Origin of the sequence: Microbacterium marmarense (assembly GCF_037204165.1) — a bacterium.
Lineage (GTDB): Bacteria > Actinomycetota > Actinomycetes > Actinomycetales > Microbacteriaceae > Microbacterium > Microbacterium marmarense.
This window is the reverse complement of sequence record NZ_JBBDGL010000001.1, coordinates 1150002-1168015: the sequence shown is the minus strand read 5'-3', so window position 1 is coordinate 1168015 and position 18014 is coordinate 1150002. Positions and strand designations below refer to the sequence as shown.

At 64.7% G+C, this 18014-nt stretch carries 18 protein-coding genes; 8 read left to right on the top strand and 10 right to left on the bottom strand.

Annotation, left to right across the window (positions count from 1 at the left end):
• Positions 1–32: 32 nt before the first annotated feature.
• Positions 33–1739, top strand: a complete 1707-nt coding sequence (gene cydD, locus WDU96_RS05310; RefSeq protein WP_337337436.1) for a thiol reductant ABC exporter subunit CydD — start codon at positions 33–35, stop codon at positions 1737–1739.
• The gene (gene cydC / locus WDU96_RS05305; protein ID WP_337337435.1) at positions 1736–3433 is read left to right on the top strand and encodes a thiol reductant ABC exporter subunit CydC; all 1698 of its coding nucleotides are present in this window, start codon (positions 1736–1738) and stop codon (positions 3431–3433) included. Before cydD ends, cydC begins: the two co-directional genes overlap by 4 nt.
• Here the strand turns inward: cydC and WDU96_RS05300 are convergent.
• Genes WDU96_RS05300 through WDU96_RS05280 form a run of 5 tightly spaced genes read right to left on the bottom strand, consistent with a single transcriptional unit; the run spans position 3430 to position 7111 of the window.
• Positions 3430–4029 carry a GNAT family N-acetyltransferase gene (locus WDU96_RS05300; protein WP_337337434.1) on the bottom strand — a complete coding sequence of 200 codons (600 nt, stop codon included), beginning with the start codon at positions 4027–4029 and terminating at the stop codon, positions 3430–3432. The genes cydC and WDU96_RS05300 overlap by 4 nt on opposite strands.
• A complete protein-coding gene (locus tag WDU96_RS05295) occupies positions 3998–5137 on the bottom strand; it encodes a sulfate/molybdate ABC transporter ATP-binding protein (RefSeq protein WP_337337433.1) in 1140 nt (379 codons plus the stop codon). The genes WDU96_RS05300 and WDU96_RS05295 overlap by 32 nt, the downstream gene beginning before the upstream one ends.
• Positions 5134–5931 (bottom strand): ABC transporter permease, encoded by a 798-nt coding sequence (locus WDU96_RS05290; RefSeq protein WP_337337432.1) that lies wholly within the window; start codon positions 5929–5931, stop codon positions 5134–5136. The genes WDU96_RS05295 and WDU96_RS05290 overlap by 4 nt, the downstream gene beginning before the upstream one ends.
• Positions 5928–6716 (bottom strand): molybdate ABC transporter substrate-binding protein, encoded by a 789-nt coding sequence (modA, locus tag WDU96_RS05285; protein WP_337337431.1) that lies wholly within the window; start codon positions 6714–6716, stop codon positions 5928–5930. Before modA ends, WDU96_RS05290 begins: the two co-directional genes overlap by 4 nt.
• 2 nt (positions 6717–6718) lie before the next feature.
• Positions 6719–7111: a TOBE domain-containing protein gene (locus WDU96_RS05280; RefSeq protein ID WP_337337430.1), complete on the bottom strand. Its 393-nt coding sequence runs from the start codon at positions 7109–7111 to the stop codon at positions 6719–6721.
• A 99-nt stretch (positions 7112–7210) separates the two neighbouring features.
• On the opposite strand from WDU96_RS05280, the gene WDU96_RS05275 reads away from it, so the two are divergent.
• The 6 genes from WDU96_RS05275 to WDU96_RS05250 are packed head-to-tail and all read left to right on the top strand — an operon-like array spanning position 7211 to position 11165.
• Positions 7211–8314 (top strand): ThiF family adenylyltransferase, encoded by a 1104-nt coding sequence (locus WDU96_RS05275; protein WP_337337429.1) that lies wholly within the window; start codon positions 7211–7213, stop codon positions 8312–8314.
• Complete coding sequence (locus tag WDU96_RS05270; RefSeq protein WP_337337428.1) at positions 8311–9555, top strand: molybdopterin molybdotransferase MoeA; 1245 nt, start codon at positions 8311–8313, stop codon at positions 9553–9555. Before WDU96_RS05275 ends, WDU96_RS05270 begins: the two co-directional genes overlap by 4 nt.
• Positions 9552–10025: a cyclic pyranopterin monophosphate synthase MoaC gene (gene moaC, locus WDU96_RS05265; protein WP_337337427.1), complete on the top strand. Its 474-nt coding sequence runs from the start codon at positions 9552–9554 to the stop codon at positions 10023–10025. Before WDU96_RS05270 ends, moaC begins: the two co-directional genes overlap by 4 nt.
• Positions 10022–10654, top strand: a complete 633-nt coding sequence (mobA, locus tag WDU96_RS05260) for a molybdenum cofactor guanylyltransferase (RefSeq protein ID WP_337337426.1) — start codon at positions 10022–10024, stop codon at positions 10652–10654. Before moaC ends, mobA begins: the two co-directional genes overlap by 4 nt.
• Positions 10651–10932: a DUF6457 domain-containing protein gene (locus WDU96_RS05255; RefSeq protein ID WP_337337425.1), complete on the top strand. Its 282-nt coding sequence runs from the start codon at positions 10651–10653 to the stop codon at positions 10930–10932. The genes mobA and WDU96_RS05255 overlap by 4 nt, the downstream gene beginning before the upstream one ends.
• The gene (locus WDU96_RS05250; protein ID WP_337337424.1) at positions 10932–11165 is read left to right on the top strand and encodes a MoaD/ThiS family protein; all 234 of its coding nucleotides are present in this window, start codon (positions 10932–10934) and stop codon (positions 11163–11165) included. The genes WDU96_RS05255 and WDU96_RS05250 overlap by 1 nt, the downstream gene beginning before the upstream one ends.
• 15 nt (positions 11166–11180) lie before the next feature.
• Here the strand turns inward: WDU96_RS05250 and WDU96_RS05245 are convergent, their stop codons facing one another.
• The 5 genes from WDU96_RS05245 to WDU96_RS05225 all read right to left on the bottom strand — a co-directional run bounded on the left by WDU96_RS05245 (position 11181) and on the right by WDU96_RS05225 (position 18010).
• Complete coding sequence (locus tag WDU96_RS05245; RefSeq protein ID WP_337337657.1) at positions 11181–11609, bottom strand: molybdenum cofactor biosynthesis protein MoaE; 429 nt, start codon at positions 11607–11609, stop codon at positions 11181–11183.
• Positions 11606–12082, bottom strand: coding sequence for a MogA/MoaB family molybdenum cofactor biosynthesis protein (locus WDU96_RS05240; protein ID WP_337337423.1), 477 nt, complete (start codon positions 12080–12082; stop codon positions 11606–11608). The genes WDU96_RS05245 and WDU96_RS05240 overlap by 4 nt, the downstream gene beginning before the upstream one ends.
• A gap of 35 nt (positions 12083–12117) precedes the next feature.
• The gene (locus tag WDU96_RS05235; protein WP_337337422.1) at positions 12118–13662 is read right to left on the bottom strand and encodes an SDR family oxidoreductase; all 1545 of its coding nucleotides are present in this window, start codon (positions 13660–13662) and stop codon (positions 12118–12120) included.
• A gap of 97 nt (positions 13663–13759) precedes the next feature.
• Positions 13760–16090 carry an FdhF/YdeP family oxidoreductase gene (locus tag WDU96_RS05230; protein WP_337337421.1) on the bottom strand — a complete coding sequence of 777 codons (2331 nt, stop codon included), beginning with the start codon at positions 16088–16090 and terminating at the stop codon, positions 13760–13762.
• 18 nt (positions 16091–16108) lie between these two features.
• Positions 16109–18010 carry a helicase HerA-like domain-containing protein gene (locus tag WDU96_RS05225; RefSeq protein ID WP_337337420.1) on the bottom strand — a complete coding sequence of 634 codons (1902 nt, stop codon included), beginning with the start codon at positions 18008–18010 and terminating at the stop codon, positions 16109–16111.
• Between the last annotated feature and the right edge of the window lie 4 nt (positions 18011–18014).

Sequence of the window (18014 nt, the reverse complement as noted above, 5' to 3'; positions counted from 1 at the left end):
CACGAGGGCCGCAGCGGTAGAGTCAGAGGGTTGTGAATCAAGAGTCGGATGCTGAAGCGCCCCCGCGCACACGGGGCGCACCCGTCGATCCGCGTCTGTTGCGCTATGCGAGTGCGTCACGAGCGTTCTTCGCGGCGATCGCCATCATCGCGCTGCTGCAAACAGCATTGATCGTGGCCTTCGCGTGGCTTCTCACGCGGGCGATCGTCACCGCGATCGATGGCGAACCGGTGCAGTCACTGGCACCGACGCTCGCTCTGCTCGCGGCTGTCGTTGCGGCGCGCTCGCTGTTGCTGTGGGCACGTGAATCAATCGCGGCGCGCGCAGCATCCAGAGTGCAAACACAGCTGCGCTCTGCGCTGGTGAAGGCGGTAGGAGAACTGGGCCCCGGTTGGCTGGGACCGCGCAACTCCACCGAGTTGGCGGTGACAGCGGGGCGGGGCCTCGACGCACTCGAGGCCTACTTCGGTCGCTACCTGCCACAGCTGGTGCAAACCGCCATCGCCACTCCCGTGCTCATCATCGTGATGTGGTGGTCGGATTGGATCTCGGGCTTGACCGTGGTGCTGACCCTTCCGCTCATCCCGATCTTCATGGTGCTGATCGGTCTTGCCACTCAGAAGGTGCAGCGACAGCAGTGGAAGACGCTGCAGCACCTTGCCTCGCGATTCGCTGACACCGTGCAGGGCCTGGCAACGCTCAAGATCTTCGGTCGACAGCATCGCGCGGTGGCCTCAATCGAGCGTGTTACCAATGACTACCGTCGCGAAACCATGCGCGTTCTTCGCGTGTCGTTTCTGTCGGGGTTCGCGCTCGAGTTCTTGGCGAGCATCTCGGTGGCGATTATCGCCGTGTCGATCGGCTTTCGCCTGATTGACGGAGCAATGCTGCTCACCGTCGGGCTCTTCGTGCTTCTTCTCGCTCCCGAGGCCTACCTGCCGCTTCGGCAAGTCGGCGTGCAGTTTCATGCCGCGGCCGAGGGCGTCGCAGCCACTGATGATGTGTTCGAAGTCTTGGATGCTGCCCGCAGCCGTCCATCGTCCGAGGCTCAGCCATCACGCGAGCGATCGCGTGTGCGGCCGGCGCCCACCGCAAGTCTGCGCGTGGCGAGCCTGCAAGTCTCCTACGGCGACCGTGTTCTGCCGCCGGTGACATTCACCGCGAGACCCGGCTCTGTCACTCTTTTCGAGGGCGCCAGCGGAGCGGGAAAGTCAAGCATCTTCGCTGCGCTGCGCGGCGTGGCGGCTTTCAGCGGAAGCGCGCATCTCGGCGACACCGACATTGGCGCCCTGTCACCGTCGGAATGGCTGGCGTGGGCAGGTCAACAAGCGGGTCTGCTTGCTGGCACAGTGCGCGAGAACGTCGCCCTCGGCGACCCGGCCATCGACGAAGCGATGGTGACAGGTGCGCTTGCCCTCGCGTGTGCCGATGAGGTTCACCCTGACGTGGAGCTTGGTGTGCAGGGAGCGGGGCTGTCGGGGGGCCAAGCGCACCGAATTGCGGTGGCTCGCGCGTTCTACCGACACCTGCGCGGGTTCGCCGATGTCATCGCCCTAGACGAACCCAGCGCTGCGCTTGACTTCGAGACCGAGAACAGACTCTGGACCTCGGTGCGAACGCTCGCCGATCGCGGGGCAGTCGTGCTGCTGATCTCTCATCGTTCGACAGCGCGGACGGTTGCTGATCAGACTGTGAGCCTGGCTTCATCTTCCATCACCCCAATGCAGGTGCGCTCATGACGCAGGTCACGCCCCGGTCTGACCGGCACACCGCTGCTGGCGTGCTGCGCGGCGCGATGCCCCCGGCGCGCCGTTTCTGGTGGTCGCTGGCTGCGGGGTTCGCCTCAGAGGCTTCGGCGGTGGCTCTGCTCGCCGTCAGCGCGTGGCTCATCGTTCGGGCGAGTGAACAGCCGCCCGTACTGTATCTGTCGGCCGCAGTGGTTGGGGTGCGCTTCTTCGCGCTTTCGCGTGCGAGCTTCCGATATCTCGAACGTTTGACCGGCCACGACGCGGCCTTGCGTCAGCTCGCCACGACCCGCGCTTCGCTGGTTCGCCGGTTGATCCCGCTCGCGCCGGCCGGCCTTGCCCGATCGGGCCGCGGCTCGGTGTTGGGCGCCCTCGTCGATGACGTCGATGAGCTGCAGAATCTTCCACTGCGTGTCGTGCAGCCGCTGGTGTCATCTGCCGCTGTCGCTGCAGCCGCTGTGGTGCTCGTCGCCTTCGTCTGGTGGCCGGCGGCGCTGACGTTGCTGGCATGTCTCATCGTGGCGGGGTCCGTGGCGGCGCTGTGGGGCTGGGCATCAGGCGCGCGCAGCGAACGATCGATTGCGCCGCTACGCGCGCGCTTGGCTGACGCCGTGACGGATCATCTCAGCAGCCTCGACGTGCTCATGGCATTCGGCGCCGAGGAGCGAAGCCGCGATCGCATCATTGACGCAGATCGTGCCCTAGGTCGCGCCGTGGTGCGCCGCGCTGCGGCACAGGCGGGCACGACAGCGATCGTCTCGCTGATGGCGGGTGCCGCGTCGATTGCCGCTGTGCTCGTCGCGGTTCCGGGCATCGCGTCAGGGAGCCTCACCGGCCCGTCACTGGCGGTGGCAGTGTTGATACCGATGGCAGTGTTCGAAGTGTTCACCGCCGTACCCATGGCAGCCTCAGCATGGCGACAGGTTCGCGCCTCGGCGGAGCGGATTGCCGACTCGGTGCCGACTGAGCTGCCACGAGAGATGGTGAACGACCATGTCATGCCGACGAGCGACGTGCCCGAGGTCGGCGACGGGGTGCACCTGCGCGGCGCCACGGTTTCGTGGCCTGGGGCGAGCGAGCCGTCACTGCGCAGCATCGATCTGGACGTTCGCCCCGGCGAACGGCTGTTGGTCGTCGGGTCGAGCGGCGCCGGAAAGTCCACCCTCGCGCACACTCTGGTGCGTTTTCTCGAGACCGAAGGCAGCTACGACATCGGTTCGAAGCCAGTCGCTGATCTTGCAAGCGATGATGTGCGTCTCGCTGTTGGCCTCTGCGAACAGCGTCCGATGCTCTTCGACGAAGATATTCGCCAGAATCTGATTTTTGCCAGACCGCGCGCGACCGATAAAGAACTCATCGCGACGATGGAACGCGTCGGGCTTGGCACTTGGCTCAGCGAGCGGGGTGGTCTTGACGCGCGAGTCGGCGAGCGCGGCTCGCTGGTGTCTGGCGGCCAAGCCCAACGCATCGCGCTGGCTCGGGCGTTGTTGCGCGGCTTTCCGATCCTCGTGCTCGACGAGCCCACCGCGGGAGTCGACGCTGATGCGTCAGATGCACTGCTCACCGATCTGCTGACGGCTGTCGGTGATGACCAGGCCGTGGTGCTCATCTCGCATGTGGGCGTGCCATCTGGTCTGGTCGACCGCGTGGTGCGTCTTGAGCAGGGCCGTCTCGTGTCTGCTGGCTAGTGCAAGTGCATTCCGAACGCCTGTACGCCCGCGTGTGATGCGAGCGGGGTAAAGCCGAGGCGCTCGTAGAACGCCAGCGCGCCAAGATTGTCAGCCGACGCTACCAGGTGCAAACCTGATACTTCGCGCGAGCGCAGCTCTGCACACAGCGCCTCAACCAGCTTGCGGCCCCACCCCTGCCCCTGCAGTTCGGGCAGCAGATCGATGTGCAAATGCGCCGGATAGTCGTCTCCGTACGGCTCGGCACCGCCACGACGGCTGTAGGCATAGATTAATGTGCCGTCCTGACGGGTGGTCTCTTTCATCGGCCGAGGCCACCGACCGCTGAATTGCGGCCACCATGACGTGGCGAACCAATCTTCAAAGCTTCGCGTGTTCGTCGCACACACCACATATCCCGCTACTCGCCCGTCGTCGGTCTCAACGACCATAGCCAGTTCGGGGTGCTGCGCGACATATGGCAGCACGAATACTTCTGCCCAGATCTCGTCGTCGTCGAAGACGCCGGTCGCGTCGGCTCCAGCATCGGCGGTCCTGAGACAGATATCGGCGAGAGCCGGTTCATCACCCGGGCGAAACGGTCGAATCTGTGTCATCCGGTGAGTCTAGAGGTGTGCTGAAACGAATGTCGGCGGGATCGATGCGAAGTCGAACCGGCAAACCGGGTGCGATACCGAGTCCGGCAACGCGGTCAGCTGACAGATCGACGATCACTTCAGGCTCCGCGGTGCGCACCCGCACCCCCGCCGGTGTTTGCTCAAGCCGCGTGACTCGTGTGATCCATTCGCCATCATCTGCTTCCACACGATCGGGCAGGCGCAAGGCGCCGGTCCACGTCGTCGCTTCCATTGCCTCCAGCTGCACCTTGGCGGGACTGAAAATGGCGGTGCTCGCACGTGGGGACTGATCATTGCCTCGTTCAATGCGCAACGGGCCGCTCTTCCACACGCCATCGCTCACCGTTCCCGGCACACGGTTGAGTCCCGCTACCGCAGCGGTGAAACGAGTTGCGGGCTCGGCGAGCACTTCGCGCACCCGCCCCTGTTGGGTCACCCTGCCCGCTTCGAGAACGATGAGACTGGTGGCCAGCGATACGGCGTCGACTGCGTCGTGTGTCGCGACGATCGCGGTGGCGCGGGTTGCGGTGAGCTGTTCGTGCAAGAGCGCCCGCACATCCCCTGCCGTCTCAGTATCGAGCGAGGTCAGTGGCTCATCCAGCAGCAGCACCGAGGGCGAAGTGGCGAGCGCCCGCGCGAGCGCGACCCGCTGCTGCTGCCCGCCCGACAATGCCGCCGGGCGGCGCTCCCCCATCCCTGCCAGGCCGACACGCCAAAGCCACTCGTCAGCCGAGGTGTCGGCGGTAGCAGCGGGCACGCCGCGCACCCGCAGCCCGAAGGCGATATTCATGTGCGCGCTGAGGTGGGGAAATAGTCGCGGCTCCTGGCTGAGCAGCACTACGCGACGCTCAGGAGGGGCAACATGCGTTCGGCGGTGGGGCGCAGCATCCAACACCCGATCACCGACTTTGATCTCACCTTCGCTCAGCCGAGTGAGTCCGGCGAGCGCGCTCAGCAGAGTTGATTTTCCGGCGCCACTCGGGCCCATCAGAGCCACCACCTCGCCCGCCACTGCGCTCAGCGACGCGTCAAGCGTGAACCCAGCTCGCTGAACTACAACCCGCGCACAAAGCGCCTCGCCCGTCATCGCTGCGCCTCCGGTCGCCAGGCTCGCACGAGCAACAGCACAGTGATCGCGGTGATGAGCAGCAACAGCGAGAGCGCGACAGCAGTGCCTTGGGTGACACCCGCCCCGTTGAAGGCTGTGTAGATCGCGAGCGGCATCGTCTGGGTGACGCCCGGAGCATTGCCCGCGAACAGCGCGGTCGCACCGAACTCACCCACCGCGCGCGCGAAGCACAACACCACGCCGGAAATGAGCCCTGGCGCGGCGAGCGGCAGTGTGATGCGTCGGAGGATAGTCCAGCGCCCTGCCCCGAGCGCCGCAGCGACCTGCTCGTAGCCCACACCGGTCGCACGCAGCGAGCCTTCAAGTGCCAAAACCAGAAAGGGCAAGGCGACGAACGCCTGGGCGATCACGACCGCCCCAGTTGTGAACGGGATCTGGATTCCCCAATCGCCAAGAAGCCCACCCAACCAGCTTGTTCGGCCAAACAGGAACAGCAGCGCCACGCCGCCGACCATCGGCGGCAGCACGAGGGGAACGGTGACGAGCGCGCGCAGTAGCGCGGCGGTGCGAGAGCCGCTCCTGGCGATCACCAGTGCCAGGGGCACTCCGAAGAGCACACACAGTGCGGTCGCGATCAGCCCGGTGATGAGCGAGAGACCGAGTGCTGACAGCGCCTCGGGTGAGCTGATGTCGCCCCACAGCGTCGACCACTCCACGCGTCCGACGAGAGCGACAAGCGGCAGCACGAGAAGCGCGAGCCCGACAACCGCCGGAACCGCAAGAATGCGGGGAACGAAACCGTTGCGGTTCATGGTGTTGCGAACCCCCACGATTGCAGCACAGCCTGGCCATCGTCGCTCAGCACGAAGTCGATGAATGCCTGAGCGATCTGGGGATCAGCAGCATCGACGAGAGTCGCAATCGGATAGTGATTGACGACGCTAGCCGCGCCCTCTGGCACAATCACTTCGATGTCATCACGCCCCAACACATCAGTCGCGTAGACAAGCCCCGCGTCTGCTTCGCCCGCAGCGACCTTGGTGAGCACAGCGGTGACGTTCTGCTCCAGACTGGCCGCCACCACGTGCACGTCACCATAGCCAAGCAGCGTCTGCGCGGCCGAGCCGCAGGGCACCTCAGGTGCGCAGAGCACCACCGCCAGGTCTGGATCCGCGAGATCTGCAATGCTCGTCACCTCGCCCGGGTTCGTCGATGGAACGGCGATCACCAGCGTGTTCGAGGCGAAGAGCTGAGCGCTATCAGCCAACGATTCGTCGATCACCCTGGCCATATTCTGCTCATCGGCAGAGGCGAACACGTCGGCCGGGGCACCCTCAATCAGCTGCGTGGCCAGCACACTTGACCCGTCATACGAGATTGGGCGCACATCGACCGCGGGATGCTGCTGTTCGAACTCACTCGCCAAGTCGTTGAACGCAGCGCCCAGCGACGCAGCAGCGAAGATGGTGAGTTGCCCTTGCAACTCGGTGCCCGAGTAATCTGCCGAGGCTCCGTCACCGCTCGCGCAGCCAACGAGCGCAAGCCCGATCGCCCCCGCAATGATCGCTGCTGAATGCCGACGAAGTCGCTTCGGCACCGTCAGCTCCGCGGCGATTCGATGATCACGTTGGTCGCTTTGACGACCGCTACCGATAGCGAGCCAACTTCCAGCGCGAGGTCATCAACGGCTTCAGCTGAGAGCAGCGAGACGATCCGCTGGGATCCCGCTTGAATGTCGACCTGAGCCATCACGCCGTCACGTTGAATGCGCGTCACGATGCCCACGAATCGGTTGCGCGCGCTCGAGAGCACATCGGTGGGATCGCTCGGCGCCTTCGCGAGCTCTACCGCGTGCGCGGCCAAGTCCTCGCCCGCGATCTCAGCAGGCGATGCTCCCGTCGTCGCGAGTGTTCCGGCATCAACCCATCGGCGCAGCGTATCGTCGCTCACTCCGAGAAGGCGCGCGGCTTCGGCGATCTTATAGGCGGGCACACTGCACAATATCACCGCATATGCGGCAGTGGGGCGGGCGTTTTCTCCGCACTTGCGTTCGTTGGCGCCGTCACTTCGTCTGAGGTTTACCCTGGGGACATGCCTCTTGCTCCTCTGGTTTCTCCCGTCAACATGCTCGATGACGATGAGGCTGCGCGCACGGCTCGCCACGCGATTCTCGCCGGATTCGGTGACGTCGCACAACGCCGACTCGCTGCCGCCCACGTCGCGGTGGTCGGCGCGGGGGGCATCGGATCGCCCGTGGTGCTCGCCCTTGCCGCGGCCGGCATTGGGGAGCTCACCATCATCGACGACGACGACGTCGAAGCATCGAATCTGCAACGCCAGATCATGCATCGTCGAAGCGACATCGGGCATCCGAAGGTCGACTCCGCGAGGCGGGTTGCGAAAGATCTCTCACCGACGATTGTGCACACCGTCAAACAGCGGCTTACCACAGAGAATGCCTCGACGATGCTTGCGGGCGCACACGTGGTGATCGACGGCACCGACACCTTCGAGACGCGCGAGGTCGTCGCCTTCGCGTGCGAATCGCTCGGCACCCCTCTCGTCTGGGGAGTCGTGCAGGAGTTTTACGCACAGGCCACGGTCTTCTGGTCATCACCGCCAACGGGAACGCCCGCGGTGCTGTTGCGCGACCTCTACCCGCCAGAGTCGGTAGGTACCGTGCCGACCTGCTCCGAAGTAGGCGTCTTGGGGTCGCTCTGCATGCAGGTCGGTGCGCTCCTTGCCACTGAAGCGATCAAGCTGATCACCGGCACAGGCGAACCGCTCCTGGGTCGCGTGCTCATCATCGACGCTCTTCGCGGTCGAACCGACGAAGTGCCGCTGCGACCCTCAACCGCGGCACCGGCCAGGCCTGCAGCCTCTCCCCCGTCGGTGATTCGCCTGACAGCCGTCGAGGCGCTTGCAGCTCAGCAGGCCGGTGCCACGATCATCGACGTGCGCGAGCCCAGCGAAACCTCGTCGGGGGTCATCGCCGGCTCCGCCCTCATACCGCTGCAGCAGCTATTGCAGAACCCCTCGCTCGCAGGCACAGAGTCGATTGTCGTTGTCTGCAAGGGCGGCATGCGTGCAGAACAAGCCGCTCGCGCCTTGATCGCCGCCGGTCGCTCAGCGAGTGTGCTCGACGGCGGCATGGATGCATGGTCTGGCGCAGCACGCGAGGTCGTTGTCGCATGAGAGACGTTCACGACGATCTGATCGAGATTGCCGATCACCTCGCAACGGTGCTCGACGCCGTGCGAGTGGTTGAAGCTGAGTCCGTTGACGTCGCCGACGCCTGCGGCCGCACCTTGGCAGCGCCAGTTCTCGCGGCCGTGGACATTCCGGTGTTCGACAACTCTGCGATGGACGGCTTCGCCGTGCGCTATGACGACGTGGCCAGCGCGTCGACTGACTCTCCGGTGTCGTTGAGCGTCGTCGCCGACCTTCCGGCGGGTACCGCACTTGATCCGCCGCTGGCACCGGGTGAGGCCGCGCGCATCATGACTGGCTCCCCCCTGCCGAGCGACGCAACCGCGGTCGTGCCGTTCGAAGACACTCTGGGCGGGCTCGACGATTCGCTCGGTCAGATCACCGTGTTGCACGGCCCGCAAGCGGTGGGCGCACATACACGGCGGCGTGGTGGTGACGCCGAAGTGGGAGATGAAATTCTCACTCCCGGCATCGTGCTCGGCCCCCTTCAACTGGGCGCTGCCGCAGCAGCGGGCGTGGCGACAGTCACCGTTGCGCGACGCCCTCGCGTTGCTGTCGTGTCAACCGGCAGCGAGCTCGTGCCGCCCGGGCAGCCGCTGCTGCACGGGCAGATTCCCGAATCGAACAGCGCCCTACTCGCCGCGCTTGTGGTTGAAGCGGGCGGCGAAGTCGTGCTGCGCACCACGGTGACAGATGAGGGCGACGGTCCGCTGCAGGCCATTGCCCAAAGCGAAGCCCTCGGCGCCGACGTCGTCGTGTTCACCGGCGGGGTAAGCGCGGGCGCCTACGAAGTGGTCAAGAACACGCTTGGCGAGCAGATGACGTTCAGCAAGGTGCGCATGCAACCGGGCAAGCCGCAGGCGTTCGGCACCTCGCCGCAGGGAACGCTGCTGTTCGGGTTGCCGGGCAATCCCGTCAGTGCCGCAGTGTCGTTCGAAGTGTTCGTGCGCCCGGCAATCTCAGCCATGATGGGCAGATTGTCTCTCACTCGCAACGTGATCACGCTTCCGGCGGCATCGGCATGGCGAACGCCGCCCGCGCGGGCACAGTTCTTGCCGGTCACGATCGATCGCTCAGATCCGAATGCCTGGAGAGCAGTGCCCGCCACGAGCGGCGGGTCTCATCTCGCTGGTGGACTCGGGCGCGCCGAAGCCTACGCGTTCGTTGCGGCCGACGTATCAGCAGTGAACGCGGGCGACCTGGTCGATGTCATGCTTTTGTCATGACCTTTACTCATCTGGATGCTGCGGGCCACGCTCGCATGGTCGATGTCACCGAAAAACAGCCGACCGTTCGTGCTGCGACCGCACGTGGCTTCGTGCGTTGCGCCCCCGAGGTGGTCGCCGCGTTGCGCGACGGGAGCGTTCCGAAAGGCGATGTGCTCGCGGTCGCCCGAATCAGCGGCATTCAAGCGGCAAAGCGCACCCCCGAACTGCTGCCACTTGCGCACGTGATCGGGGTTCACGGCGCGACTGTGGACGTCACTATCGAAGACGACGGGGTGTCTGTGGAAGCCACGGTTCGCACCGCCGACCGGACGGGCGTCGAGATGGAAGCTCTCACTGCGGTAGCCGTCGCCGGGCTGGCTATCGTCGACATGGTGAAGGCGCTCGATAAGGCCACCTCGATCGAGAATGTTCGCATTACACACAAGACCGGCGGCAAGAGCGGCGACTGGGTTCGCCCAGGCGAATGACGGCGGCACCCGCGCTGGGAGCCATCTTGCTCGCGGGCGGCCGGGCAACGCGCGTGGATGGAGCCAGCAAGCCGCTGTTCGAGGTCGGCGGTGAAACGCTCTTGCGCGCAACGTGTGCTGCGGTTCTCGAAGCGGGTGCGCGGCAGATCGTTGTCGCTGGCGACGTTCTAGACGACGCCCTCGAGGTTCGGTGGGTTCGCGAGGATCCCCCGTTCGGCGGACCGGCAGCTGGCGCAGTCGCAGCCGTCGAGTCGTGGTCTGATGAAACAGCCCCCACTTGGGTCTTTCTGCTCGCGTGTGACCTGCCCGAGGTTCAGGCCGCCGTCGCACGACTGAGCGAAGCGCTGCCACTGCTGCCGGACGAATCAGACGGTGCGTGCCTTGCCGACGAGACGTCAAGGCCGCAATGGCTGATCGGAATCTACCGCACACGCTCGTTGCGCCGCGCAGCATCTGCCCTTCCTGATCGAGGACAGCACGCAACCGTGCGTTCCCTCATCGATGATCTTGCGATCACCGTACTGCGCGCCCCCGCAGCCCTGACCGAAGACGTGGATACGTGGGAAGATCTTGCAAAGGCGCGTGAACGTGTCGGCCATCCAACCAACCCGCGTGAGGAGACACAATGAGCGAGCCGCCCCGCACACTCCCACCCGAGGCGCTGAACGAGTGGGCCGCCGCGCTGTGCACGCAGTTCGGCTTAGCGCCCGAAGACGTACCGATCCCGCTGATTCTCGATCTCGCAAGAGACGTCGCCGTCGGCGTTGCACGCCCGGCGGCACCGTTCAGTGCGTTCGTCGCTGGTCTCGTCGCCGGTCGCGAGGGCGGCAGCCCCGCTGACGTTCAAGCCGCAGCCGACGCGATCACCGCCTTGGCACGCACCTGGAAGACGGAGGAGACTGCCTGATGGCTCGCGTTCGATACTTCGCCGCTGCCGAAGAGCTTGCTGGTGTCAGTGAAGAGTCTCGCTCGGAGCCGACCCTGGCCGCATTGCGCGCCGCTCTCGCCTCCGAGCGCCCGGGGCTGGGCAGCATCCTTCCCCGATGCGCCGTTCTTGTCGGCGGTGCACGAGTCGACGATGAGATCGCGCTCGCTGACGACGACCTCGTCGACGTGCTGCCGCCCTTCGCCGGCGGCTGACAGCCTGCTCTCGCGTCAGCCGCCCAGACCCTTCCAAGCGGTTGTACCGTCGCTCTCGACCTGGCGCTTCCACACTGGCAGATCTGTTTTGATCGCCTCGATGACCTTGCGGCACACCTCGAAGGCCTCGCCCCGGTGCGACGACGCCACGGCGATCACCACGGCGGCGTCGCCGACACTCAGCCGACCCACTCGGTGACTGACCGCGACGAACGCACCCGTCTGAGCGATCGCATCGTCGGCGATACGGCGCAGCGTCGCTTCAGCATCGGGGTGGGAGCTGTATTCGAGCGCAACCACGGCGGTGGCAGCCTCGGGATCATGATTTCTCACTCGACCCACGAAAGTGGTCTCGGCGCCCGCGCTGACGTCTGCAACGGCGTCGAGGTGTACCTGCAGGTCAAGCGGCGATTCTGAGATGGATGCAAGCCGAACGCCCATCAGTGATCTCCCCCGCTCAGCTGGTCGGCAACGTGTGCTGCCACCGACAGGATCACCGGCATGCCCGAGCGCACTGCCGCACTCGATCCTGGCAGGTTGACGATGAGGGTGGCGCCCGCAGCACCCGCGAGGCCGCGCGACAACATGGCCGCAGGCTTCTGGGTCACCCCAAGACGACGCAGTTCTTCAGCAATGCCCGGAACTTCACGCTCGATGACGCGCGCCGTTCCTTCAGGAGTCTGATCTCGCGGCGACAAGCCAGTGCCACCGGTGGTCACGATGAGTGCGGCGCCTGTCGCCACGATGGATCGAAGCGTCTGCTCAACGCTGTCGGCGCCGTCAGGGACCACGACAGCGTCATCACAGTCAAATCCGCCCTCGCGCAATGCGGCAACCGCCGCCGGACCGCTGGTGTCGGCGCGCTCCCCTCGTGAAGACCGATCAGAGACCGTCACCACGGCCGCGCGCAAACTCATTCCTCCAGAGTAGGTCTCTGCCACAGGGCTCGGCCTCATTCCGCGTTTTCGGCTGACGAGGCCTCGGCTGCGGCGGTGATGCGATTGGCCATTCCCTTGAAGATGAACCCGTGAAACGGCAGCACTGCGAGCCAGTAGAGCCGGCCGGCGAGACCGTCGGGAAAGAACACCGCGCGCTGGTGGTAGGCAGAGCCTTCGGGCGAAGCAGTTGCTCGCAACTCGAGCCATGCCAAACCTGGCACCTTCATCTCGGCTCGCAAGCGCAGAAACTCCCCCGGTTCTATCGCCTCGACGCGCCAGAAGTCGAGCGCGTCGCCCACAGCGAGGCGGGCGCGGCTTCGCCGACCGCGAGCCAGGCCGATCCCACCGACCAGGCGGTCCATCCAGCCCCTCACCGCCCACAGCACTGGTGAGGAATACCACCCGTTATCACCGCCGATGCCCTCGATCACGCGCCATAGCTCCTCGGAGGATGCCGACGTTGTCACCCGCTGCTCGTCGACGAAAACGACTCGCCCCGCCCAATCGGGATCGCTCGGCAGCGGGTCGCTAGGCACCCCCAGCACTTCGCCGTCTTGCCAGCTCGTTTCAACCGTGTCGTCGTTCACACGACCCAGCGCAAGACCTACCGCTTGGCGATAGGGCGTCAGCCCGTCTGCCGGCCGCGGAATGAGGTCGTCTACATCGTGATCCTTCATCACGCATTCGTTCTGCAGCGACGCGACCAATGGCCGCGCGATCGATCGAGGAATCGGTGTGACAAGGTTCACCCAGTGAGAAGCAAGCCCGGGTGTGAACACCGGCAGTGACGCGATCGGTCGCTGTTTCAACCCGGCCTCGACGGCATAGCCGTTCATCATCTGGCCGTAGCGCAAGACATCCGGGCCGCCGACGTCAACGGCACGATTCACATCTGTCGGCACCCGCGCAGCGCCCAGCAGATAGTGCAGCACGTCACGCACAGCGATCGGCTGAATGTGGTTGCGCACCCAGCGCGGCGCCGGCATATAGGGCAGCACATCGGTGAGATGGCGCACCATCTCGAACGATGCTGATCCCGAGCCGATCACGACGCCCGCCTGCAAAACCAGAGTTGGCACGCCACTGGAGAGAAAGACCTCGCCGACAGCGACTCGCGAACGCAGGTGCGGCGACAGGTCGACCCCGGCGGGGTGGAGTCCGCCAAGATAGACGATTCGAGAGACGGATGCGTCGGCGGCCGCCCGCGCAACGGTGCGCGCGGCAGTCAGATCCGCATCTTCGAAGCCGCTACCCGCTGCCATGGAATGCACGAGATAGAACAGCACGTCGACATCACTCGCCGCCTCGCGCATCGCCTCGGTCTCTTCGGCTGATCCTTCGACGATCTCCACCTCGTTGCCCCACGAGAATGAGGCAGCGCGGTTGGCGTCGCGGGCGAGTACGCGAACACGGTATCCGGCGGCGAGCAGCCGCGGAACCAGCCGACCGCCGATGTACCCGGTAGCCCCGAGTACTAGTGCTCTCGGCGCGTCGCCGTCGTGGCGCGGCATGGCACGCAGCGGTTCTTCGCGGCCAGTCGGTGATGTCAGTTCACTCATGCCTCATGTTAAGCACCGATTCGCGGCCGCAGGCCATGGATGATGCGAATGGGAACAGTGCGCTACCCTGCAGCCTGGCGCGCACGACTTGGTGCGTTCAGCCTCGACGCTCCAGTCTGATCAGCACCGACTTCGACGTGGGTGTGCCACTCACGTCGGCGATCGAGTCAAGCGGCACCAGCACGTTCGTCTCGGGGTAGTACGCGGCGGCGTTGCCGCGAGGGGTGGAGTAGGCCACGATGCGGAACTCGTCAGCGCGACGCTCTTGCACTGCGCCGTCGGGCGCAGTCCACTCAGACACCAGATCGACGATGTCTCCGTCCGAAAAACCGAGTTTCGCGATGTCGTGCATGTTCACCATCACCACTCTGCGCCCACCGTGGATGCCTCGATAGCGATCGTCTTTGCCATAGATCGTGGTGTTGTACTGATCATGTGAGCGCAGAGTCTGAAGCAGCAGACGGCCGGGTGGAATCACCGGATACTGCAGCGCATTCGCGGTGAAACGAGCCTTGCCGTCGATTGTTGCGAAGCGCCGCTCGTCGCGCGGAGCATTCGGCAAGAAGAATGTGCGCCCCTTGTCGATTCGCGTCTCATAGTCTTCGAAGCCGGGAATGACGCGGGCGATGTGCTCCCGCACCCGCGCATAGTCGCCTTCGAGCGACCCCCAGTCGGCGCGCGGAGCATTGGTCCGCCGAGTGTTCGCCGTCGATTGATCTTCGAACACATGCGAGCAGATGCGCGCCACGATGGCGACCTCGCTCAGCAGTTGCTCCGACGGCGGTGCCAGTCGACCGCGCGACGAATGAACCGCGCCCATCGAGTCCTCCACTGACACGCGTTGATCGCGCCCGCCGCGTTGGTCTCGGTCTGTTCGACCGAGGGTGGGCAGAATAATCGCACGCTTGCCGACCACTGCGTGCGAGCGATTGAGTTTGGTTGACACCTGCACGGTCAGATCAACGGAACGCATCGCAGCCTCGGTCACACCCGTATCAGGCGTTGCGCTGACGAAGTTGCCGCCCATACCCATGAAAAAGCGCACCTTGCCATCGCGCATCGCGCGGATGGCCTCGACTGTGTCGAAGCCATGCTTGCGAGGAGCCTCAAATCCGAACTCCCGATCGAGCGAGTCGAGAAACGCTTCTGAAGGCTTCTCGTAGATGCCCATGGTGCGATCACCCTGCACATTGGAGTGTCCCCGCACGGGGCACACTCCGGCGCCTGATCGCCCGATGTTTCCCTGCAGCAGCAGCACGTTCACGACATCACGCAGGGTGGGCACGGAGTGCTTGTGCTGGGTGAGGCCCATTGCCCAGCACACGATGGTCGCCGTTGACGTGCGTACGATGTCGCCGAGTCTGCGCAACGTCTCTTGTTGCAGGCCCGTCGCCGCGACAAGTTCGCTCCACTCAGCATCCATCATCAAACGTCGGTAGGCATCGAAACCGCTGGTGTGAGCATTGATGAACTCGTGGTCAAGAACCCCGCCCTGTTCTGCTTCGCACTCAAGCAGATGCTTGCCGATCGCTTGAAAAAGGGCCTGATCGCCGCCGAGGCGAATCTGCAAGAACCCGTCGGCGAGCGCGGTGCCTCCGAACGCTACGCCGCGAACAGTCTGCGGGTTCTCGAAGCGCATGAGCCCCGCCTCAGGCAGCGGGTTAACCGCGATGATCGTCGCTCCGCGCTGCTTCGCCTTTTCAAGGGCGCTGAGCATTCGCGGATGATTCGTGCCGGGGTTCTGCCCCGCAACGATCAGCAGATCGGCATTGTGAATGTCGTCGATCGATACTGTTCCCTTGCCAATGCCGATCGTCTCGGTCAGTGCGGAGCCCGACGATTCGTGACACATGTTCGAGCAGTCGGGAAGATTGTTCGTGCCAAGACCTCGAACGAGAAGCTGGTAGAGGAATGCTGCCTCGTTCGAGGTGCGCCCCGAGGTGTAGAACACCGCGTCATTCGGGTCTTTGAGAGCGCTCAGCGCATCGCCGATCTCACGCAGCGCGTCGTCCCATGCGATGGGGCGATAGTGAGTCGAGCCTTCATCGAGCACCATCGGATGGGTGATTCGGCCCTGCTGGCCCAGCCACCAGTCATCGTGAGAGTCAAGTTCTGCCACCGAGTGCTCGGCAAAGAATGCCGGATCGACTCTCCGCAGAGTGGCTTCCTCGGCGACGGCCTTCACGCCATTCTCACAAAACTCTGCAAGATGGCGCTTGTCTTCTTCAGGCCACGCGCAGCCCGGGCAATCGAAGCCGTCCTTCTGGTTCACCTTGAGCAGGGTCTGGATGCTGCGCCCCATACCCATCTGCTCATTGGCGATCTTCAGGGCATGCAGCACCGCCGGCACACCGACTGCGACCTTCTTGGCAGCGGTAGTGCGCACCTTCGTTTCGTCGATGTCACTCGTGGGCGGTTTCGTCGACATATGCCAAGGCTAGAGGGTTCACCGTCGCCCGGTGCCGAAGATCCCGCGGATCACTCCGTTCAGGATCGTCTGCGTGGATTGCGACCCCAGTACTTGCTCGATTGGCGACTTCTGAGGACTGCGCGCCGTTCGTGACGAAGTACTCTTCAACAGGCGTTCGTACTCTCGCTGGGCTTTCTTGTCAGCCGCTGCTTGAGCCTTATCGATGGCTGCTTGTTGCTTGGCGAACTCGGCGTCTACCTTTGCCTTCTCTGCGGCAGCCTCGGCTTCTGCGACCGCAGCATCAGCCGCCGCCATTTTTGCACTGAGGATCTCGCGCGCCGACTCCCGGTCGATAGCGGTACCGTACTTCGCCAGCAGTGAAGACGCCTCGACAGTGGCGACTATCGCTGACTCGGGCGTAGGAGACATCAGACCCTGCGGTGCCCGCAATCTTGTCCACGCAACCGGAGTGGGAGCACCCTTCTCGCTCATCACGGTGACGATCGCTTCGCCGGTGCCCAACTCTTGCAGCACACGCTCGAGGTCGTAGCCCGATTTCGGGTACGTGCCCACAGAGGCTCGCAAGGCCTTGGCATCGTCTGGGGTGAACGCACGCAGCGCGTGCTGCACCCGCGAGCCCAACTGCCCAAGCACATCCGGGGGGACGTCTTTGGGAGTCTGCGTGACAAAAAAGACCCCCACGCCCTTCGACCGAATCAATCGCACGGTCTGCACGATCGCCGCGGTGAAGTCTTTGGATGCGTCTCGGAACAGCAAGTGCGCTTCGTCGAAGAAGAAGACGAGCTTCGGCTTCTCGACATCACCGACTTCGGGCAACGTCTCGAATAGCTCGGCGAGCAGGTACATCAAGAACGTCGAGAACAGGGCAGGTTTGTCAATGATGCCGGGAACTTCGAGCAGGCTGATGATTCCACGACCGTCACTCGCGGTGCGCAGAAAATCCATCACGTCGAACTCGGGCTCGCCGAAGAAGACGTCTGCTCCGTCATCGGCAAATGTGATCAGCTCACGCAAGATGACGCCGACCGTGGCAGACGAGAGCCCGCCCAGCTTCTTCAACTCGGCCTTTCCTTCGTCGCCGGTGAGGTATGTGAGCACCGCGCGCAGATCCGACAGGTCGACGAGCGCGAGTCCGTGCTCGTCGGCATAGTGAAAGACCAGTCCCAGACTTGACTCCTGAGTGTCGTTGAGCCCGAGCACCTTACTCAACAGCAACGGCCCGAACCCCGAAACAGTCGCGCGCACCGGCACGCCGGTGCCCACACCGCCCAGTGCAAAGTACTCGGTGTGAGATGCTTCCGCTTGCCATTGCTGGCCGATCGCTTCAGTGCGGGCGAGAAGTTTCTCGCTCGGCACACCCGGTGTTGCGACGCCAGAAAGGTCGCCCTTGATGTCAGCTGCGAATACAGGCACGCCGCGTGCGGCAAGTTGTTCTGCGAGTCCTTGCAGGGTGCGCGTCTTGCCAGTGCCCGTCGCACCAGCAATCAGGCCGTGGCGGTTCATCATGCTGAGCGGAATGCGCACCTGCGCTTCGGCCACCGCCTCCCCGTTCACCAGTGCACCGAGATCAAGCGTGACGGCGTCGAACGTATAGCCGGTGGCTATGGCTGCTACCTCGGCGTCGTCGAGCGGCCCTGCCGTTGACGATGACGGCGGCGAAACAGCCACGACAGGTGTCGGTGCGGGCGCTGCCGACGCTGCGGTTGCGGCTTCATCGCCTGCGTTTTCACCGACTGCGGTTTCGGCTGCCGTGTTCGGCGCGCCCGCGGCGCGCGCCCGCGCTGCGGCGGCTTCTGCCTCGGCGAGCGCTGCCCGCGCGTGCGCGGCCTTCAGCTCGGCCTCTGCTGCTGCGGCGTTGGCTCGCAACAGTGCTAGTTCGGCTTGGGCTGCTTCAGATTCCGGAGTGGCGCTGCTCATGCGC

Excerpts from the sequence above, each read along its gene's own strand:
- cydC (WP_337337435.1), top strand. The coding sequence starts at position 1,736 with ATGACGCAGGTCACGCCCCGGTCTGACCGGCACACCGCTGCTGGCGTG.
- WDU96_RS05300 (WP_337337434.1), bottom strand. The coding sequence starts at position 4,029 with ATGACACAGATTCGACCGTTTCGCCCGGGTGATGAACCGGCTCTCGCC.
- WDU96_RS05295 (WP_337337433.1), bottom strand. The coding sequence starts at position 5,137 with ATGACGGGCGAGGCGCTTTGTGCGCGGGTTGTAGTTCAGCGAGCTGGG.
- WDU96_RS05290 (WP_337337432.1), bottom strand. The coding sequence starts at position 5,931 with ATGAACCGCAACGGTTTCGTTCCCCGCATTCTTGCGGTTCCGGCGGTT.
- WDU96_RS05275 (WP_337337429.1), top strand. The coding sequence starts at position 7,211 with ATGCCTCTTGCTCCTCTGGTTTCTCCCGTCAACATGCTCGATGACGAT.
- WDU96_RS05270 (WP_337337428.1), top strand. The coding sequence starts at position 8,311 with ATGAGAGACGTTCACGACGATCTGATCGAGATTGCCGATCACCTCGCA.
- moaC (WP_337337427.1), top strand. The coding sequence starts at position 9,552 with ATGACCTTTACTCATCTGGATGCTGCGGGCCACGCTCGCATGGTCGAT.
- mobA (WP_337337426.1), top strand. The coding sequence starts at position 10,022 with ATGACGGCGGCACCCGCGCTGGGAGCCATCTTGCTCGCGGGCGGCCGG.
- WDU96_RS05255 (WP_337337425.1), top strand. The coding sequence starts at position 10,651 with ATGAGCGAGCCGCCCCGCACACTCCCACCCGAGGCGCTGAACGAGTGG.
- WDU96_RS05250 (WP_337337424.1), top strand. The coding sequence starts at position 10,932 with ATGGCTCGCGTTCGATACTTCGCCGCTGCCGAAGAGCTTGCTGGTGTC.
- WDU96_RS05240 (WP_337337423.1), bottom strand. The coding sequence starts at position 12,082 with ATGAGTTTGCGCGCGGCCGTGGTGACGGTCTCTGATCGGTCTTCACGA.
- WDU96_RS05235 (WP_337337422.1), bottom strand. The coding sequence starts at position 13,662 with ATGAGTGAACTGACATCACCGACTGGCCGCGAAGAACCGCTGCGTGCC.
- WDU96_RS05230 (WP_337337421.1), bottom strand. The coding sequence starts at position 16,090 with ATGTCGACGAAACCGCCCACGAGTGACATCGACGAAACGAAGGTGCGC.
- WDU96_RS05225 (WP_337337420.1), bottom strand. The coding sequence starts at position 18,010 with ATGAGCAGCGCCACTCCGGAATCTGAAGCAGCCCAAGCCGAACTAGCA.